Source organism: Variovorax sp. GW821-FHT09B05 (genome assembly GCF_059418265.1).
This window is the reverse complement of the sequence record NZ_JBWKPN010000017.1, coordinates 101,956-117,674: the sequence shown is the minus strand read 5'-3', so window position 1 is coordinate 117,674 and position 15,719 is coordinate 101,956. Positions and strand designations below refer to the sequence as shown.

The 15,719-nt window shown below is 70.9% G+C and carries 15 protein-coding genes; 10 read left to right on the top strand and 5 right to left on the bottom strand.

Features of this window, described 5'->3' with window-relative positions; genetic code table 11:
- Nucleotides 1–16: 16 nt before the first annotated feature.
- From hmgA to fahA, 3 genes are read left to right on the top strand one after another with little or no spacing between them, the layout of a single operon-like run.
- The gene (gene hmgA, locus AC07RM_RS33540; protein ID WP_495337228.1) at nt 17–1,327 is read left to right on the top strand and encodes a homogentisate 1,2-dioxygenase; all 1,311 of its coding nucleotides are present in this window, start codon (nt 17–19) and stop codon (nt 1,325–1,327) included.
- Nucleotides 1,324–2,298: a Bug family tripartite tricarboxylate transporter substrate binding protein gene (locus tag AC07RM_RS33535; RefSeq protein WP_495337226.1), complete on the top strand. Its 975-nt coding sequence runs from the start codon at nt 1,324–1,326 to the stop codon at nt 2,296–2,298. Before hmgA ends, AC07RM_RS33535 begins: the two co-directional genes overlap by 4 nt.
- A gap of 28 nt (nt 2,299–2,326) precedes the next feature.
- Complete coding sequence (gene fahA / locus AC07RM_RS33530) at nt 2,327–3,595, top strand: fumarylacetoacetase (RefSeq protein WP_495337225.1); 1,269 nt, start codon at nt 2,327–2,329, stop codon at nt 3,593–3,595.
- Nucleotides 3,596–3,668: 73 nt separating this feature from the next.
- Here the strand turns inward: fahA and ggt are convergent, their stop codons facing one another.
- Nucleotides 3,669–5,471: a gamma-glutamyltransferase gene (gene ggt, locus AC07RM_RS33525; protein WP_495337224.1), complete on the bottom strand. Its 1,803-nt coding sequence runs from the start codon at nt 5,469–5,471 to the stop codon at nt 3,669–3,671.
- Between the two features lie 105 nt (nt 5,472–5,576).
- Between ggt and AC07RM_RS33520 the strand changes: the two genes are divergently transcribed.
- Nucleotides 5,577–6,485: a LysR family transcriptional regulator gene (locus AC07RM_RS33520; RefSeq protein ID WP_296780413.1), complete on the top strand. Its 909-nt coding sequence runs from the start codon at nt 5,577–5,579 to the stop codon at nt 6,483–6,485.
- Nucleotides 6,482–7,642 (top strand): branched-chain amino acid ABC transporter substrate-binding protein, encoded by a 1,161-nt coding sequence (locus AC07RM_RS33515; protein WP_495337223.1) that lies wholly within the window; start codon nt 6,482–6,484, stop codon nt 7,640–7,642. The genes AC07RM_RS33520 and AC07RM_RS33515 overlap by 4 nt, the downstream gene beginning before the upstream one ends.
- Before the next feature lie 10 nt (nt 7,643–7,652).
- Here AC07RM_RS33515 and AC07RM_RS33510 read toward each other — a convergent pair whose 3' ends face one another.
- From AC07RM_RS33510 to AC07RM_RS33500, 3 genes are read right to left on the bottom strand one after another with little or no spacing between them, the layout of a single operon-like run.
- Entirely contained in the window at nt 7,653–8,747 is a 1,095-nt protein-coding gene (locus tag AC07RM_RS33510; RefSeq protein WP_495337222.1) for a TRAP transporter substrate-binding protein, read from the bottom strand.
- A 5-nt stretch (nt 8,748–8,752) separates the two neighbouring features.
- On the bottom strand, nt 8,753–9,739 hold the full coding sequence (locus tag AC07RM_RS33505; protein ID WP_495337221.1) for a tripartite tricarboxylate transporter substrate binding protein: 987 nt from the start codon (nt 9,737–9,739) through the stop codon (nt 8,753–8,755).
- 43 nt (nt 9,740–9,782) lie between these two features.
- Nucleotides 9,783–10,586: a maleate cis-trans isomerase family protein gene (locus AC07RM_RS33500; protein WP_495337220.1), complete on the bottom strand. Its 804-nt coding sequence runs from the start codon at nt 10,584–10,586 to the stop codon at nt 9,783–9,785.
- Between the two features lie 179 nt (nt 10,587–10,765).
- On the opposite strand from AC07RM_RS33500, the gene AC07RM_RS33495 reads away from it, so the two are divergent.
- From AC07RM_RS33495 to AC07RM_RS33480, 4 genes are all read left to right on the top strand, one after another.
- Entirely contained in the window at nt 10,766–11,461 is a 696-nt protein-coding gene (locus tag AC07RM_RS33495; protein ID WP_398498309.1) for a GntR family transcriptional regulator, read from the top strand.
- Nucleotides 11,462–11,562: 101 nt separating this feature from the next.
- Nucleotides 11,563–12,585 carry a thiamine pyrophosphate-dependent dehydrogenase E1 component subunit alpha gene (locus tag AC07RM_RS33490; RefSeq protein ID WP_203203257.1) on the top strand — a complete coding sequence of 341 codons (1,023 nt, stop codon included), beginning with the start codon at nt 11,563–11,565 and terminating at the stop codon, nt 12,583–12,585.
- Nucleotides 12,576–13,556, top strand: coding sequence for an alpha-ketoacid dehydrogenase subunit beta (locus AC07RM_RS33485; RefSeq protein WP_495337219.1), 981 nt, complete (start codon nt 12,576–12,578; stop codon nt 13,554–13,556). The genes AC07RM_RS33490 and AC07RM_RS33485 overlap by 10 nt, the downstream gene beginning before the upstream one ends.
- 18 nt (nt 13,557–13,574) lie before the next feature.
- A complete protein-coding gene (locus tag AC07RM_RS33480; RefSeq protein ID WP_495337218.1) occupies nt 13,575–14,072 on the top strand; it encodes a MarR family winged helix-turn-helix transcriptional regulator in 498 nt (165 codons plus the stop codon).
- On the opposite strand, the gene AC07RM_RS33475 is transcribed toward AC07RM_RS33480, so the two are convergent.
- A complete protein-coding gene (locus tag AC07RM_RS33475) occupies nt 14,000–14,680 on the bottom strand; it encodes a peroxiredoxin-like family protein (protein ID WP_495337217.1) in 681 nt (226 codons plus the stop codon). The two genes, AC07RM_RS33480 and AC07RM_RS33475, sit on opposite strands and share 73 nt — an antisense overlap.
- Before the next feature lie 135 nt (nt 14,681–14,815).
- Between AC07RM_RS33475 and AC07RM_RS33470 the strand changes: the two genes are divergently transcribed.
- Nucleotides 14,816–15,715, top strand: a complete 900-nt coding sequence (locus tag AC07RM_RS33470; RefSeq protein ID WP_495337216.1) for a LysR family transcriptional regulator — start codon at nt 14,816–14,818, stop codon at nt 15,713–15,715.
- Nucleotides 15,716–15,719 lie beyond the last annotated feature (4 nt).

The window sequence follows — 15,719 nt, the reverse complement described above, 5'->3', positions numbered from 1 at the left end:
ACCCAGTGAGGACACCATGACCGCCGCAACTCCCGCCACCGAGCGCCGCTACCAGAGCGGCTTCGGCAACGAATACGCGTCCGAGGCCGTGCCCGGCGCGCTGCCGCAGGGCCGCAACAACCCGCAGCGCGGGCCCTTCGACCTCTACACCGAGCTGCTCTCGGGCACCGCCTTCACCGCGCCGCGCCACGAGAACCGCCGCACCTGGCTCTATCGCCGCCAGCCCTCGGTGGTGTCGGGCCGCTACCAGCCCTATGCGCAGGCGCACTGGACCACCGGCGCCGACCGCGAGATCGCGCTGCCGCCCGAGCCGCTGCGCTGGCATCCGCAGCCGCTGGACGGCGCGGCCGGGCACGACTTCGTCGACGGCATGCACACCATCGCGGCCAACGGCGATGCCGAGTCGCAGGTCGGCATCGGCTCGCTGATGTACCTGGCGGGCCGCTCGATGGACAAGCGCGCCTTCGTCAACGCCGACGGCGAAATGCTGGTGGTGCCGCAACAGGGCCGGCTGGTCATCACCACCGAACTCGGCGTGCTCGAGGTGAAGCCCGGCGAGATCGCGCTGCTGCCGCGCGGCATGGCCTTCAAGGTGGCGCTGCCCGACGGACTCTCGCGCGGCTACGTCTGCGAGAACTACGGCGCGCACTTCCGCCTGCCCGAACTCGGCCCGATCGGCTCGAACGGCCTGGCCAACGCGCGCGACTTCCAGGCGCCGGTGGCGGCCTTCGAGGCCGAGGAAGGCGGCTACGAGATCGTCAAGAAGTTCGGCGGCCGCTTCTGGCACGCGCCGATGAAGCAGACGCCCTTCAACGTGGTCGCCTGGCACGGCAACCTGTCGCCCGTGAAGTACGACACCGCGCACTTCATGGTGATCGGCTCGATCAGCTTCGACCATCCCGATCCCTCGATCTTCACCGTGCTGACTTCGCCCAGCGACACGCCCGGCACCGCCAACTGCGACTTCGTGATCTTCCCGCCGCGCTGGATGGTGATGGAGAACACCTTCCGTCCGCCGTGGTTCCACCGCAACCTGATGAGCGAGTTCATGGGCCTGGTGCTCGGCGAGTACGACGCCAAGCCCGGCGGCTTCAAGCCCGGCGGCGCGAGCCTGCACAACAGCATGGTGCCGCACGGCCCCGACGAGGAAGCCTTCGACAAGGCCACCCACGCCGACCTCAAGCCGCACAAGCTCGACAACACGCTGGCCTTCATGTTCGAGAGCCGCTACCGTTTCATCCCGACCCGCTTCGCGCTGCAGAGCCAGGCGCTCGACACCGACTACGCCGACTGCTGGGCCGGCCTCAAGGACCAGTTCAAGCCATGAAGCCCGTCTTCGCCCTGACGCGCCGCGCTGCGGTCCTCGCGCTGCTCGCCGCGCCTTTGTTCTCGCAGGCCGCGGACTTCCCCGCCAAGCCGATCCGCTTCATCGTGCCCTACACCCCGGGCGGCACCACCGACCTGGTGGCGCGCACCGTGGGCCAGAAGGTGTCGGAGAAGCTGGGCCAGCCGGTGCTGATCGACAACCGCGGCGGCGCGGGCGGCAACATCGGCATGGACGCCGTGGCCAAGGCCGCGCCCGACGGCTACACCATCGGCTTCGGCGCCATCTCGACCAATGCGCTGAACCCGCACATCTACAAGTCGATGGCCTTCGATCCGCGCAAGGACTTCACGGCCATCAGCCTGCTGGGCACCTCGACCATCGTGCTCGAAGTGCCGGCGGCCTCGCCGATCAAGTCGGTGGCCGACCTGATCGCGGCCGCGAAGAAGAACCCCGGCATGCCCTACGCCACCGCGGGCGCGGGCACCTCGATGAACCTGGCCGGCGTGATGTTCGCGCAGATGACCGGCACCGAGCTGACGCACGTGGCCTACAAGGGCAGCGGCCCGGCCATCACCGACATGCTGGGCAACAACATCGGCCTGATGTTCGACAACCTGCCGGCCTCGCTGCCGCACATCCAGGCCGGCAAGCTGCGCGCGCTGGCCGTGGCCGGGCCCACGCGCTCGCCCTCGCTGCCCGAGGTGCCGACCATCGCCGAGGCCGGCCTCAAGGGCTATGCGCTCGAGCCCTGGTTCGGCGTCTACGGCCCCGCCAACCTGCCGGCGCCGATCGTGAAGGCGCTCAACGAGGCCTTCGTGGAGGCGCTCGCGCAGCCCGACGTGAAGGCCAAGCTGGCGCAGGCCGGCTTCTCGCCGCGCGGCTCGAGCGCGCAGGAACTGGCCACGCTCACGCAGACCGAGTACCAGCGGCTCGGCGAGGTGGCGAAGAAGGCCGGCATGACGGCCGAGTGAACCGAACACCGCAACGAAAGACACATCCATGACCACCGCACTGAACGCCACCCACGACCCGAAGCTGCGCAGCTGGGTCGCCTCGGCCAATGAAGCCGGCAGCGACTTCCCGATCCAGAACCTGCCCTTCGGCCGCTTTCGCGCCGCCGGCAGCACCGAGGCCTTCCGCATCGGCGTCGCCATCGGCGACCAGGTGCTCGACCTGCGCGCCGCGGGCCTGGTCGACAGCGACGACATGAACGCGCTGATGGCCGCGGGCACCCAGGAGCGCCAGGCGCTGCGCGCCGCGCTCTCGGCCGGCCTCGCCGAAGGCAGCGACAAGCAGGCCGCCTGGTCGAAGGCGCTCGTCGCGCAGGCTCGGGCCGAGATGACCGTGCCCTGCCGCATCGGCGACTACACCGACTTCTACACCGGCATCCACCACGCGACCACCATCGGCAAGCTGTTCCGTCCCGACCAGCCGCTGATGCCCAACTACAAGTGGGTGCCGATCGGCTACCACGGCCGCGCCTCGTCGATCGGCGTGAGCGGCCAGGTCTTCAAGCGCCCGCAGGGCCAGACCAAGGCGCCCGATGCCGCCGAGCCCAGCTTCGGCCCGTCGAAGCGCCTGGACTACGAACTCGAGCTCGGCTTCCTCATCGGCCGCGGCAATGCGCTCGGCGAGCCGATCGCCATCGGCGAGGCCGAGGAGCACCTGTTCGGCGTGACGCTGCTCAACGACTGGTCGGCGCGCGACCTGCAGGCCTGGGAATACCAGCCGCTCGGCCCCTTCCTCGCGAAGAACTTCGCGAGCACGCTGTCGCCGTGGATCGTGACCATGGAAGCGCTCGCGCCCTTCCGCGCGAAGTTCGAGCGGCCCGAGGGCGATCCGCAGCCGCTGCCCTATCTCGACGCGCCGTCGAACCGCGCAGCCGGCGCGCTCGACATCACGCTCGAGGTGCTGCTGCAGACCGCGAAGATGCGCGAAGCCGGCGAGGCGCCGGTGCGCCTCACGCTCGGCAACACCACCGAGGCCGCCTACTGGACCGCGGCGCAGCTGGTGACGCACCACACGGTGAACGGCTGCAACCTGCAGCCCGGCGACCTGCTGGGCTCGGGCACGCTCTCGGGCCCGAAGGCCGACCAGGCCGGCTCGCTGATGGAGCTCACGCTCGGCGGCAAGCAGGCGGTGACGCTGCCCAACGGCGAGAAGCGCACCTTCCTCGAGAACGGCGACACGCTGGTGATGCGCGGCTGGTGCGAGCGCGCGGGCGCGGTGCGCATCGGGCTCGGCGAGGTCAGCGGCACGGTGGTCTGACGCCACCGGCATTTGTCATGCGCAAGGCGGTGGAGGCGGCAACGCCTCCACCGCCTTTTTTCACGTCAGCGCATCAGGGCTTCGGCGCGACCACGAGCGCGAGGCCATCGGGGTTGCGCGGATCGGACACCGGCACCGGCGCATTGCCCACGACCTGGATCGCCTGGATGTTCTGGCCGCCGGCCAGTCCGTCCTGCATGGTCCAGCCGCGTGCGCGCAGGTTGTCGGCCGTGGCCGCGGGGAAGCGCTCGGCCTCGTAGTAGATGACGTTGTCGGGCAGCAGCTGGTGGTGGAAGCGCGGTTGCGCCTGCGCCTGGTCGAGCGGCAGCTTGTAGTCGAGCACGTTGACCAGCACCTGGTAGACGGCCGTGAAGATGCGCGAGCCGCCGGGCGTGCCGAGCACCAGCGCGAGCTTGCCGTCCTTCACCGCGATGGTCGGGCTCATCGACGACAGCGGGCGCTTGTTGGGCTGGATCGAGTTGACGTCGCCGCCGACCACGCCGAACTGGTTCGGCACGCCGGGCTTGGCGGAGAAGTCGTCCATCTCGTTGTTGAGCAGGAAGCCCGCGCCCTCGACCACGATGCCGCTGCCGAAACCGCCGTTGAGCGTGTAGGTGATGGCCAGTGCATTGCCCCACTTGTCGACCACCGAGAAGTGCGTGGTCTGCGGCTTCTCGCCGGTGCTCACCGGCGGCACGGGGTCGGTGCCGAGGCCGGGCTTCACCTTGGCCAGCGGCGTCGGCGTGGCGGGGTTGACCTCGGCCGCGCGGCCCTTGAGGTAGTCGTCGGCCAGCAGCTTCAGCATCGGCACCTGGTAGAAGTCCGAGTCGCCGAGGTACTGCGCGCGGTCCGCGAACACGCGCTTCTCCATCTCCGCCGTGAGGTGCACGTACTGCGCCGAGTTGAGCGGCGCCTTGGCGAACTGCGGCTCGAGGTCCTTCTTCATCTTGAGCAGCTGCCCGATGCCGAAACCGCCCGAGCTCGGCGGCGGCGCGGTGTAGACCGTGTGGCCGTTCCAGTCGATGGCCACGGGGTCGCGCCACACCGCCTGGTAGTTCTTCAGGTCGTTCTTGCTGATCAGGCCGCCGGTGCGTCCCATCTCGGCCACCAGCAGGTCGGCCGTCTTGCCGGTGTAGAACTCGCTGCCGCCGTTGTCGCTGATGCGCTGCAGCGTGTCGGCCAGCTCGGACTGCTTGAACAGCTGGCCCTTGATCATCTTGCCGCCGAAGTACTTGTTGAAGTTCGAGCGGCTGTTGACGGTGGTCAGCTCGGCCGTCGAGTAGGCGACGAAGCCGTTGCGCGCATAGGCAATGGCCGGTGCCAGCACCTGGGCCCAGCTGAGCTTGCCGAAGCGCTGGTGCGCGGTCCACATGCCCGCGACCGAGCCCGGCACGCCCGCGGCCAACGAGCCGTCGAGGCTCAGGCCCGGGATCACGTCGCCGTTCTTGTCGAGGTACATGGTGGGCGTGGCCGCGCCCGGTGCCTTCTCGCGGAAGTCGAGGAAGTAGGGCTTGCCGTTCATCCAGGTCGTCATGAAGCCGCCGCCGCCGAGGTTGCCCGCCTCGGGAAGGGTCACGGCGAGCGCGAAGGCCGTGGCGACACCGGCATCGACGGCATTGCCGCCCGCGTCGAGGATCTGCTTGGCGGCGGCCGCGCCGAACTGGTCGGGCGATGCGACGGCCCCGGCGTTGAGCGTGGTGCTCTCGGCCGGAGGCGACGCGGGGGGAACGATGGGTGCGAAGGCAGTGCCCGATCCACCACCGCCGCAAGCGGAAATACCGATGGTGGTGAACAGGATCAGGGAATGAAATGCGCGGCGCGACGTGGCGTGCGTGAAGGGCACTGTGAGTCTCCTCAAGTTGTGAATCTCTGGCATGCTCGCCAGGCTTTTTGGGGGGTGCGCACTCCCGGGGGCGGACTGTAGTGCCCGGTCCAGCCAGCGTCTAACGAAAGATTTTCGAGTTACCTATTCCGGATCCTCATGGAGACAAGAAAGCTGGCGCACCTGATCGAATTGGCGATGACCGGCTCCTTCAGCCGCGCGGCCGCCAACCTGCATCTCACGCAATCGGCACTGAGCAAGAGCATCCAGTCGCTCGAGATGGAACTCGGCGCGCCGCTGATCGAGCGCCTCGGACGGCGCTGCACGACCACCGCCGCGGGCTCGCTGGTGGTCGAGCGCGCGCGCCGGCTGCTGGTCGACGTCGACAACCTCTCGATCGGCGTGAAGGACGAGGCCGTGCTCGAAGGCACGCTGCGCGTGGGCTTCGGTGCCGGCCCCGGCGCCTGCATGAGCGCGGACTTCATCAACCACGTGCTCGAGGCGCATCCACGCGTGAAGCTGCTGGTGCGCCGCGGCACGGCGCGCTTCCTCATGAGCGCACTGCGCGACCGCTCGATCGACGCGATCCTGATCGACGCGCGCTCGCTGGTGCTGTCCGACGAGCTCGTGGTCGAGCGCCTGGGCGGCCTCGCGGGCGGCGCCATCTGCCGCGTCGGCCATCCGCTGGCCGCGCGCGCGGCGGTCACGATGCAGGACCTGCTGCAGTACCCGATCCTCAGCACCGACGTGTCGGACGAGGTGGCCACGCTGACGAAGGAGCACTACGGCCTGAGCGACGACGTGCGCCACTCGACCACCGTGGAGTCGGAGGAGCTCGAGCCCCTGATCGCCGCGACGGCGCGCTCCGACGCGATCTTCTTCGGCGCGCTCGCGGCCGCCGGCGAGCAGATCGCCGCGGGCCGATTGCGGCGCATCACGGTCGAGTCGCAGCTCGAGGTGTCGATCCCGGTCGCGCTCGTGCGGCTGGCCAGCAAGGGCGAACAGAAGCTGGTGCAGGTGGTGCGCGATTTCGCGGCCCATTGGTTCGAAGCGCGGGAGACCCCATGAAGCCATCTTCATCACGCATCGCGAGGCGCGTGCTGGCGAGCGCGCTGGCCGGTCTCGCCTTCGGCGCGCTCGCGCAGGAGCAGGCCATCCGCATCGGCCTGGTCGCGCCCATGAGCGGCGCGCTGGCCGTCTCGGGCAAGGCCAACCAGAAGGGCGGGCAACTGGCGGTGGACGAACTCAATCGCCAGCAGTTGCGCATCGGCGGGCAGCGCGCGCGCTTCGAGCTGATGGCCGAGGACGACGCGGGCGACCCGAAGCAGGGCACGACCGCCGCGCAGAAGCTGGTCGATGCCAGGGTCAACGGCGTGGTCGGCCACCAGACCTCGGGCTCGGCCATTCCCGCCTCGCGGCTCTACAGCGAGGCCGGCATTCCGCAGGTCTCGCCTTCGGTCACGGCGCCCAAGTACACCGATCAGGGCTTCAAGACCACCTTCCGCATCGTCGCCGGCGACGCCAGCATCGGCGACGCCATCGCCACCCATGCGGTACAGCGGCTGCGCATGAAGCGCTTCGCGATCGTCGACGACCGCAGTTCCTACGGCCACGGCATCGCCGAGGAGTTCGCCAAGGCCGCCGTGCGCGCTGGCGGCACGATCGTCGGCCGCGAACATGCGAGCGACAAGAGCAGCGACTTCTCGGCCATCCTCACGGCGATCAAGGCGCAGCAGCCCGACGCGATCTTCGTCGGCGGCATGTACGCGATGGCCGGCCCGATGCTGCGCCAGATGAAGCAGCTCGGCCTCGGCGCCAGCGTGCTCGGCGGCGACGGCATCTGCGACAACGAACTGCTGCGCCTGGCCGGCGGCGCGGCGCGCGACGACCAGGTGTTCTGCGCGGCCTCGGGCGAGATCGAGGACGACCGCGAAGGCCGGCTGCGCGACTTCAGGAAGGCCTACCGCCAGCGCTTCGACATGGACCCGGAACTGGTCTCGCTCTATTCCTACGATGCGGTGAAGGTGCTCGCGGACGCGATGCGCCGCGCCGATTCCGCGAAGCCCGAGGCCTACCTGCCCTTCCTGGCGCGCACGCGCGACTATGCCGGGCTCACGGGCAGGATCTCCTTCGACGCCAAGGGCGACCTGCTGCATCCGCAGCTGGCGCTCTACACCTTCAGGCGCGGCGTGCGCGCGCACCTGGCGACGATCCAGATGCCCTGAGCGAGCGGGCTCAACGCACCTTGAACACGGCCTGGTCGGCCTGCAGGCTATAGGGCGCGACGCGCGCCTTGTACGCCAGCAGGCTCTGGATCACGCGGCGCGCATCGGCATCGGCGCGCGCGCTGGCATCGAGCTCCACGCGCGTGGCCTCGCGCAGGGCCTCGACGACGGCCGGCGGCAACGGCTCGATGCGCGTGCCGCGCGCCTCGAGTTCGCGCATCGCCACCGCGTTGCGGTCGTTGGCGCGCGCGATCGAGCGCAGCGCGGCCGCCTGCGCCGACTGCCGCACGATCTGCTGCAGGTCGGCCGGCAGCGCGAGGAACTTCGCGCGGCCGATGAACAGGTGCATCGCCACGTCGGGCTCGTGCCAGGGCGCGACGTAGTGCGGCGCATAGCGCGCGAGCGGCAGCGTCGCGTCGATCGCGGGGCCGACCACGTCGGCCGCGTCGATGCGGCCCTCGGCGAAGGCCGGCACGATCTGCCCCAGCGGCAGGTTCACCGGCACCGCGCCCACGCGCGCCAGCACGCGGCCCGGAAAGCCCGCGATGCGCACGCGCACGCCGCGCAGGTCCTCGGGCGTGCGCAACGGCTTCGCGAACCAGCCGCCCATCTGGATGCCGGTGTGGCCCGCCGTCAGCGGCAGCACATCCAGCGGCGCCAGCACCGCCTCGAACAGCGCCTGGCCACCGCCCTCGTTGAGCCAGCCCTCCTGCTCGACCGGCAAGAGGCCGAAGGGCACGGCGGTGAAGAAGTCGATCGCGGGCACCTCGGCGGCGTAGTACTGCGCGGTCGTGTGCACGAGGTCGAACTCGCCGCCACGCAGCGCCTGCAGCAGGCCCGCGGGCTTGCCATGGCGCGCGGGGTCGATGGTCTCGATGCGCAGGCGCCCGCCCGAGGCGGCGTTCACGGTGTCGGCGAAGTCGAGCGCGGCTTCGTGCAGCAGCGGCAGGCTGGTGGGCCAAGAGGTACCCATGCGCCACACGATGGGTTGCGTGGCCGGTGGCGCGGCGGCGGGTGCCGCGCAGCCGGCGAGTGACAGGGCGAGCGCGCACGGCAGCAGGAGCGCGGCCAGGCCGCGGCGCAGGAGAGCGAAGTTCCCGGGCATGGCCGTCACTCCGCCACGATGCGTTTGTCCGCGGCCAGCTTGCTCCAGCGCGCGATCTCGGCCTTCAGGTAGTCCTGCGCCTGGGCCGGCGTGCCGCCCGCGACGTCGGTGCCCAGCGCCGCGAGCTTGTCGCGCACCTCGGGCGACTGCAGCGTGCGGTTCATCGCATCGGCCAGCGCGTCGACCACCGGCTTGGGCAGGCCGGCCGGGCCCATCAGCATGTACCAGGCGCCGATCTCGTAGTCGGGCACGCCGGCCTCGATCACCGTCGGCACCTCGGGCAGGCTGGCCGCGCGCTGGCGCGAGGTGACCGCGAGCGCGCGCAGCTTGCCGGCCTTCACCTGCTGCAGCACGGTGGGCACGGTGTCGAAGTTCACGTCGACCTGGCCCGCGATCAGGTCGGCCAGCGCCGCGCCGCTGCCCTTGTAGGGCACGTGCGTCATGGTGGTCCGCGTGGCCTGCTGGAACAGCTCGGCCGCGAAGTGCTGCTGCGTGCCCGCGCCCGAGGAGGCGTAGTTGACGCCGCCCGGCTTGGTCTTCGCGAAGGCGATGAATTCCTGCAGCGTCTTCGGGGGCAGGCTCGCGGGCACGGTCACCACCTGCGGCACGCTGCCGATCAGCGTGATGGCGGTGAAGTCGCGCGCCGCCGCGTAGGGCAGCTTCGGCATGATCGCCGGCACCATCGCGTTCGAGCTCACGTGGCCCAGCAGCAGCGTGTAGCCGTCGGGCCGCGCGCGCGCCGCGGCGGCGGTCGCGATGGTGCCGCTGGCGCCGGCGCGGTTCTCGACGATCACCGGCTGCTTCAGCAGCTCGGACAGGCGCGGCGCGACCTGGCGCGCGATCAGGTCGGTGCCGCCGCCGGGCGCGAAGCCCACCAGCAGCGTGACCGGCTTGGCCGGCCAGTGCTCCTCGGCCGCCGCGGGCAGCAGCCCCAGCAGCGCCCAGGCAGCGAGCGCGGCGCCGGCCGCGCGCATGCGTTGTCTCGTCGTCATGCTTGTCTCCTTCGTTCTGTGCGTCTGTGCGCGCGCGCCGGATTCAGTGGAATTCCGTCAGGCTGCCGAAGCCCGGGAACTGATCCTTGATGCCCATCCTGCGCAGCGCCGACCAATAGATCACCGGGCCCGAGGCGAAGACCGGCTTCCTGAGCCACTTCTCGGCATCGTTGGCCACGCGCGCATAGGCCAGGTTGGTGCCCAGCTGCAGGATCGCGTCGGGCTTGGCGGCCTCGCAGCGCAGGGTGGCCTCGGCGAGCTGCTCGTAGGTCTGCGAGGCGACGTGGATGATGCTCTTGCACTTGAGGCCCTCGACGTGCACGACCTCGAAGCCGCGCGACGTGAAGTAGCTGATGGCGTTGGTCTCGATCACCGGGTAGTAGGGCGTGAGCAGCGCGATGCGCTTCGCGCCGCAGAGCTTGAAGGCCTGCTCGGCCGACTGCGCGCCCATGGTCACCGGCACGCCCGAGAGCTTCTCGAGGTGCTTGAGCAGCGCGAAGCTGCCCTTCTCGCCGCCCATGTAGCTCTGCGAGGACATGCCGAGCACGAGGTGGTCGATCAGCGCTTCCTTGAGGCGGCGCACCGAGTCGTCGAGGTTGGCCGTGACGTTGCGCATGATCACCGACCAGTCCTCGTCCTGCGCGATCTTCTGGTTCGGCACGTAGTAGCGGTCGATGGCGTTGATCACGCCGCGCGGACGCATGTCCATCATCTCGTTCTCGACGTTCACGTTCGGTCCCGGCGTCATCACGCCGATCACGCCGCGCGGACCGAGGGCGTTGGTGTAGCGGTCGGTGTCGTGGGTCGAACCTGCGATTTCGACGATGCCTTGCTGGAATGCATTCATAAATTGCCTTTTGAAGCTGGATTGGGAGAGTTTCGGGGGTTCAAGTGCTGCAAATGAATGCGTTCAATGTAGCGGAGGCCGGCCGGCTCGGTCAACACTTTGAATTCAAATGACCGAAAATTCTCTCTTTCGAGGGCTCCGATCGGCGAATTCATCGAAAAATGAATTCATAATTGCCCATGGCCAAAGAATTCGTTCACAACGATCTGCTCGGAAACCTGCGCGAAGTGTTCGTGCAGGGCGAGTTCCCGCCGGGCAGCAAGGTGCCCGAAGCCCTGCTGTGCGAGCGCTTCGGCATCTCGCGCACGCCGCTGCGCGAGGCGCTCAAGGTGCTGGCCGCCGAAGGCCACGTCGAGCTGCTGCCCAACCGCGGCGCGCGCGTGCGCGAGCTGTCGCTCGAGGAGGTGGAGGGGCTGTTCGCGGTGGCCGGCGCGCTCGAGGCGCTGGCCGGCGAGCAGGCGGCCGCGCGCGTCACCGACGCGCAGCTCGCGGAGATCACCGCGCTGCACGAGCGCATGCGCAGTGCCTTCGCGGCGCGCGACATGGCGAGCTACTACGCGCTGAACCGCGGCATCCACGAGACCATCGTGCAGGCCACGCGCAACCCGGTGCTGCTCGACCAGTACGCGCTGATCAACGCGCGCATCCGGCGCATCCGCTTCAACTCCCCGATGACGCCCGAGATCTGGTCGCGCGCGATGGCGGAACACGAGGGCATGCTGAACGCACTGGCGCGGCGCGACGCGGCCTCGCTGTCGGGCATCCTCAAGACGCACCTGAAGCACAAGTGCGAGGCGATCCTCGAGGGGATGAAGGCCACGGCCGATGCGGCCGCGGCGCAGGCTGCGAGTGGATCGCGGCGCAAGGCGGCCTGAACGCGCAGCACCGCCTCCCCGGGGAAAGCCCCCTGCCCCCAGTCCGTCACGCTTGATACGATTTTCCGGCAAACGCCCATTCCACAGGCGTCGGAGACAAGATGGACCTGGACATCCCCAGCGGCGCCGCCGAGGCGCTGTACCGCACCATGGTGCGCATCCGCGCGTTCGAGAACGCGGCCGAAACGGCCAGCCAGGGCGGCGTGAGCGCCTATGGGCAGCAGGCCGGCGGCGCGGCCAAGGTGCGCGGGCCGCTGCACCTGTCGACCGGGCAGGAGGCGGTGCCGGCCGGCGTCTGCGCGCACCTGCGCACGAGCGACTACCTCACGTCCACGCACCGCGGCCACGGCCACACGCTGGCCAAGGGCGCCGACCTCGCGCGCATGATGTGCGAGCTGTTCGGCAAGGCCACGGGCTTCAACGGCGGCAAGGGCGGCTCGATGCACATCGCCGATTTCTCGGTCGGCATGCTGGGCGCCAACGGCGTGGTGGCGGCCGGGCTGCCGATCGCGGTGGGCGCGGCGCATGCGCAGAAGGTGCTGGGCCAGGGCGACGCCCTCACGGTCTGCTTCTTCGGCGACGGCGCGATCAACCGCGGCCCCTTCCTCGAGGCGCTGAACTGGGCCCGCGTGTACGAGCTGCCGGTGCTGTTCGTCTGCGAGGACAACCGCTGGAGCGCGACCACCGCGAGCGGTCCGATGACCGCGGGCGAAGGTGCCTCGGCGCGCGCCGAAGCGCTGGGCATCGCGGCCACGCAGGTCGACGGCAACGACGTGTTCGCGGTGCACGCGGCCGCGGCGCGGCTGGTGGCCGAGGTGCGCGGCGGCGGCGGGCCACGGCTGCTGCATGCGCTGACCTACCGCGTGAAGGGCCACGTGTCGGTCGACCTCGCGGCCTACCGCGATCCGGCCGAGCTGGCGGCGGCGCTCGAGACCGATCCGCTGGCCCGCGCGCGCGGCCGGCTGCTGGAAGCCGGGCTCGAGGCGGCGGCGCTCGATGCGATCGAGAACGCGGCCACGGCCGAGGTCGAGGCCGCCCTGGCCACCGCTGACGCGGCACCCTGGCCCGAGGCCGGCGCCGCCTTCACCGACGTGCAGACCACGGGAGCCGGGCAATGGCACTGAACGCAGCGAACACCGTGGAAGAACTCAGCTATGCCGAAGCCGCCGTGCGCGCCATCGCGCGCGAGATGGAAGCCGATGCGCGCGTGGTCGTGCTCGGCGAGGACGTGGGCCGCGGCGGCATCTTCGGCCAGTACAAGGGGCTGCAGCAGCGCTTCGGCGAGCGGCGCGTGATCGACACGCCGATCAGCGAGGCCGCGATCATGGGCGCGGGCGTGGGCATGGCGCTCGCGGGCCTGCGGCCGGTGGTCGAGATGCGCGTGGTCGACTTCGCGCTGTGCGGCATGGACGAGCTGGTGAACCAGGCCGCCAAGAACCGCTTCATGTTCGGCGGCCAGGGCCGCGTGCCGCTGGTGGCGCGCATGCCGGGCGGCATCTGGGACGCCTCGGCGGCGCAGCATTCGCAGTCGCTCGAGGCCTGGTTCGCGCACCTGCCGGGCGTGGTGGTGGTGAGCCCGTCGACGCCGCAGGACAACCATTCGCTGCTGCGCGCGGCGCTGCAGTGCGGCGACCCGGTGGTCTACATCGAGCACAAGACGCTGTGGGGCGCGCGCGGCCCGGTCGACGAGACGCTGGCGGTGCCGCTGGGCAAGGCGGCGCGCCTGCGCCGGGGCGACGCGCTCACGCTGGTGAGCTGGAGCCGGCAGGCGCAGGTCTGCGCCGAGGCCTGCGAGCGGCTCGCTGTCGAGGGCATCGCGGTCGACCTGATCGACCTGCGCACGCTCTGGCCCTGGGACCGCGAGACGGTGTTCGAATCGTGCGCGCGCACCGGCCGGCTGCTGGTGGCGCACGAGGCGGTGCAGGCCGCGGGCTTCGGCGCCGAGATCGCGGCCAGCGCGGCCGAGGCCACGGGCTGCCGCATCGCGCGGCTCGGTGCGCCGCGCATCCCGGTCGGCTATGCGCCGGTGCTCGAGGCGCAGTCGCGCGTGGGCGTGGACGCCATCGTCGCGGCGGCGAAGAAGCTGGCCGGCTGACACGCGCCCCGCGCACCGATGGACCCGCTGTTCTTCAAGCTGGTGCGCGTGGTCAACCTCACGGCGCGGCCCTTCCACGAACGCGTGGGCCGCGAGCACCAGCTCACGCTCAACGAGTGGCGCACGATGGCGGTGCTGGGCGCGCAGCCCGGGCTCACGGCCTCGCAGGTGGCCGACCAGACGGGCCTCGACAAGATGGCGGTGAGCCGCGCGCTGGCCGGCCTCAAGCGTCACCGGCGCGTGCAGTGCCGCGAGGATCCGACCGACCAGCGCAGGAGCCGGCTGCACCTCACGGCCACGGGCAAGGCGCTGCACGCAACGGTGAGCGAACTGGGCCGCGAGCGCGAGGCCGCGCTGTTCGCGGGCGTGAGCGCCGACGAGCTCGCGCGGCTGGGCACCACGCTCGACCGGCTGATCGCCTCGGTGGGCGGCGATGCCGAGGCTCATGCGCCGGCGGTCGCGCGCAGCCGCTCGAGCACCGGCAGCAACTCCGAGGGATCGGGCCGCTGCGTGTAGTCGGGGTTGACCTCGGCATAGACGATGGTGCCGTCGCGCGCGATCACGTAGCGCGCGGGCATCGGCAGGGTCCAGCTCGGCTCGCCGTTGACCACCGCGAGGTCGTTCCTGAACACGTCGCGGTAGAGGTCCTGCAGGTAGCCCGGAAGCTCGAAGCGCAGGCCGAAGGCGGCGGCCACGGCATTGCCGGTGTCCGACAGGATCGGAAAGGCGAGCTTGTTGTCGCGCGCCGACTTGCGGCTGTTCGAGGGCGTCTGCGGCGACACCGCCACCAGTTGCGCGCCGAGCGCCTGCAGGCCCGGCAGCGCTTCCTGCAGCGCCTGCAGGTCCAGGTTGCAGTACGGGCACCAGACGCCGCGGTAGAAGGTCAGCACCAGCGGGCCGCGGGCCAGCAGCTCCTGCGACGACCAGGCGCGGCCGTCGGCGTCGTGCAGCGTGAAGGCCGGGGCGCGATCGCCGGCGCGCAGCGCGCGGTCGGCGGCGCCCGAGGCGATCAGCTCGTCGGTGGCGCGGTGCATGGGTTCGTGGATGAAGGCGGGCGCGTTCCACGGCGGGCCGCCGGCTTCGAAGTTGGCGCGGAAGGCGGCGAGTTTCTCGGGCAGTGACATGGCGATTTCTCCAGGGTGGTTTGCGGGGGTTGGGGCACAGGCGGTGCCGTGCCGTCACTGTCTTTGATTCGCCGATCGGCCGGTAGCCGGCGCGCACGACTAAGATCCATTCGCCATGCAAATCAATCAGGAGCGATGAGCGACCGGCTGCTCGCCCTGCGGCTGTTCACGCGCGTCGCGCACGCGGGCAGCTTCTCGCGCGCGGGGCGCGAGTTCGGGCTCTCGCAGCCCTCGGCCTCGCGCGTGATCGCGACGCTCGAGAAGGAGGTCGGCGCGGCGCTGCTGACGCGCACCACGCGCGCCGTGACGCTGACCGAGGCCGGCGCCGACTACCTCGCGCGCATCGAGCCGATCCTGGCCGCGCTCGAGGAGGCCGACCATGCGGCGCGCGGCACCGGCGAGTTGCGCGGCGTGCTGCGCGTGGCGCTGTCCTCGAGCTTCGCGGTGCGCGAGGCGATCCCCGCGCTGCCGCCGTTCACGGCGCGGCATCCGGCGCTGCGCATCAAGCTGCTGATGCACGACCAGCTGCAGGACCTGGTGAGCGAGGGCGCGGACCTCGCGTTCCGCTTCGGCGCGCTGCCCGATTCCAGCGCCACCGCGCGCAGCCTGGGCCTGTTCGAGACCCTGCTGGTGGCCGCGCCCGGCTACCTGCGCCGTGCCGGCACGCCGGCGCTGCCGGCCGACCTCGCGGCGCACGCGGTGGTGGCCGGCCCGAGCGGCGGTGCGTCATGGTCCTTCGAGCGCGGCGGCCGCCAGGTGTCGGTGCGCATCGCGGGCGCGCTGCTGAGCAGCACGATGAACGAGGGCTCGATCGCCGCGGCCGTGGCGGGGCTGGGCATCACGCACACCAGCGAACTGGGCTGCGGCGCCGAGCTGGCGAGCGGCGCGCTGGTGCGGGTGCTCGCGGACTGGCGCATGGCGCCGGTGGAGCTGCATGCGGTGTTTCCGGCCGGGCGGGCCGCGAAGCCGTCGGCGCGCGCGCTGGCCGAGCATGTGGCCGCGGCGCTGGCGGCGCGGGCGGTGCCCGGCCGCTGAACCG

Excerpts from the sequence above, each read along its gene's own strand:
- AC07RM_RS33480 (WP_495337218.1), top strand. The coding sequence starts at position 13,575 with ATGGACCCGCTGTTCTTCAAGCTGGTGCGCGTGGTCAACCTCACGGCG.
- AC07RM_RS33495 (WP_398498309.1), top strand. The coding sequence starts at position 10,766 with ATGGCCAAAGAATTCGTTCACAACGATCTGCTCGGAAACCTGCGCGAA.
- AC07RM_RS33535 (WP_495337226.1), top strand. The coding sequence starts at position 1,324 with ATGAAGCCCGTCTTCGCCCTGACGCGCCGCGCTGCGGTCCTCGCGCTG.
- ggt (WP_495337224.1), bottom strand. The coding sequence starts at position 5,471 with ATGCCAGAGATTCACAACTTGAGGAGACTCACAGTGCCCTTCACGCAC.
- AC07RM_RS33500 (WP_495337220.1), bottom strand. The coding sequence starts at position 10,586 with ATGAATGCATTCCAGCAAGGCATCGTCGAAATCGCAGGTTCGACCCAC.
- fahA (WP_495337225.1), top strand. The coding sequence starts at position 2,327 with ATGACCACCGCACTGAACGCCACCCACGACCCGAAGCTGCGCAGCTGG.
- hmgA (WP_495337228.1), top strand. The coding sequence starts at position 17 with ATGACCGCCGCAACTCCCGCCACCGAGCGCCGCTACCAGAGCGGCTTC.
- AC07RM_RS33485 (WP_495337219.1), top strand. The coding sequence starts at position 12,576 with ATGGCACTGAACGCAGCGAACACCGTGGAAGAACTCAGCTATGCCGAA.
- AC07RM_RS33475 (WP_495337217.1), bottom strand. The coding sequence starts at position 14,680 with ATGTCACTGCCCGAGAAACTCGCCGCCTTCCGCGCCAACTTCGAAGCC.
- AC07RM_RS33470 (WP_495337216.1), top strand. The coding sequence starts at position 14,816 with ATGAGCGACCGGCTGCTCGCCCTGCGGCTGTTCACGCGCGTCGCGCAC.
- AC07RM_RS33520 (WP_296780413.1), top strand. The coding sequence starts at position 5,577 with ATGGAGACAAGAAAGCTGGCGCACCTGATCGAATTGGCGATGACCGGC.
- AC07RM_RS33510 (WP_495337222.1), bottom strand. The coding sequence starts at position 8,747 with ATGCCCGGGAACTTCGCTCTCCTGCGCCGCGGCCTGGCCGCGCTCCTG.
- AC07RM_RS33490 (WP_203203257.1), top strand. The coding sequence starts at position 11,563 with ATGGACCTGGACATCCCCAGCGGCGCCGCCGAGGCGCTGTACCGCACC.
- AC07RM_RS33515 (WP_495337223.1), top strand. The coding sequence starts at position 6,482 with ATGAAGCCATCTTCATCACGCATCGCGAGGCGCGTGCTGGCGAGCGCG.
- AC07RM_RS33505 (WP_495337221.1), bottom strand. The coding sequence starts at position 9,739 with ATGACGACGAGACAACGCATGCGCGCGGCCGGCGCCGCGCTCGCTGCC.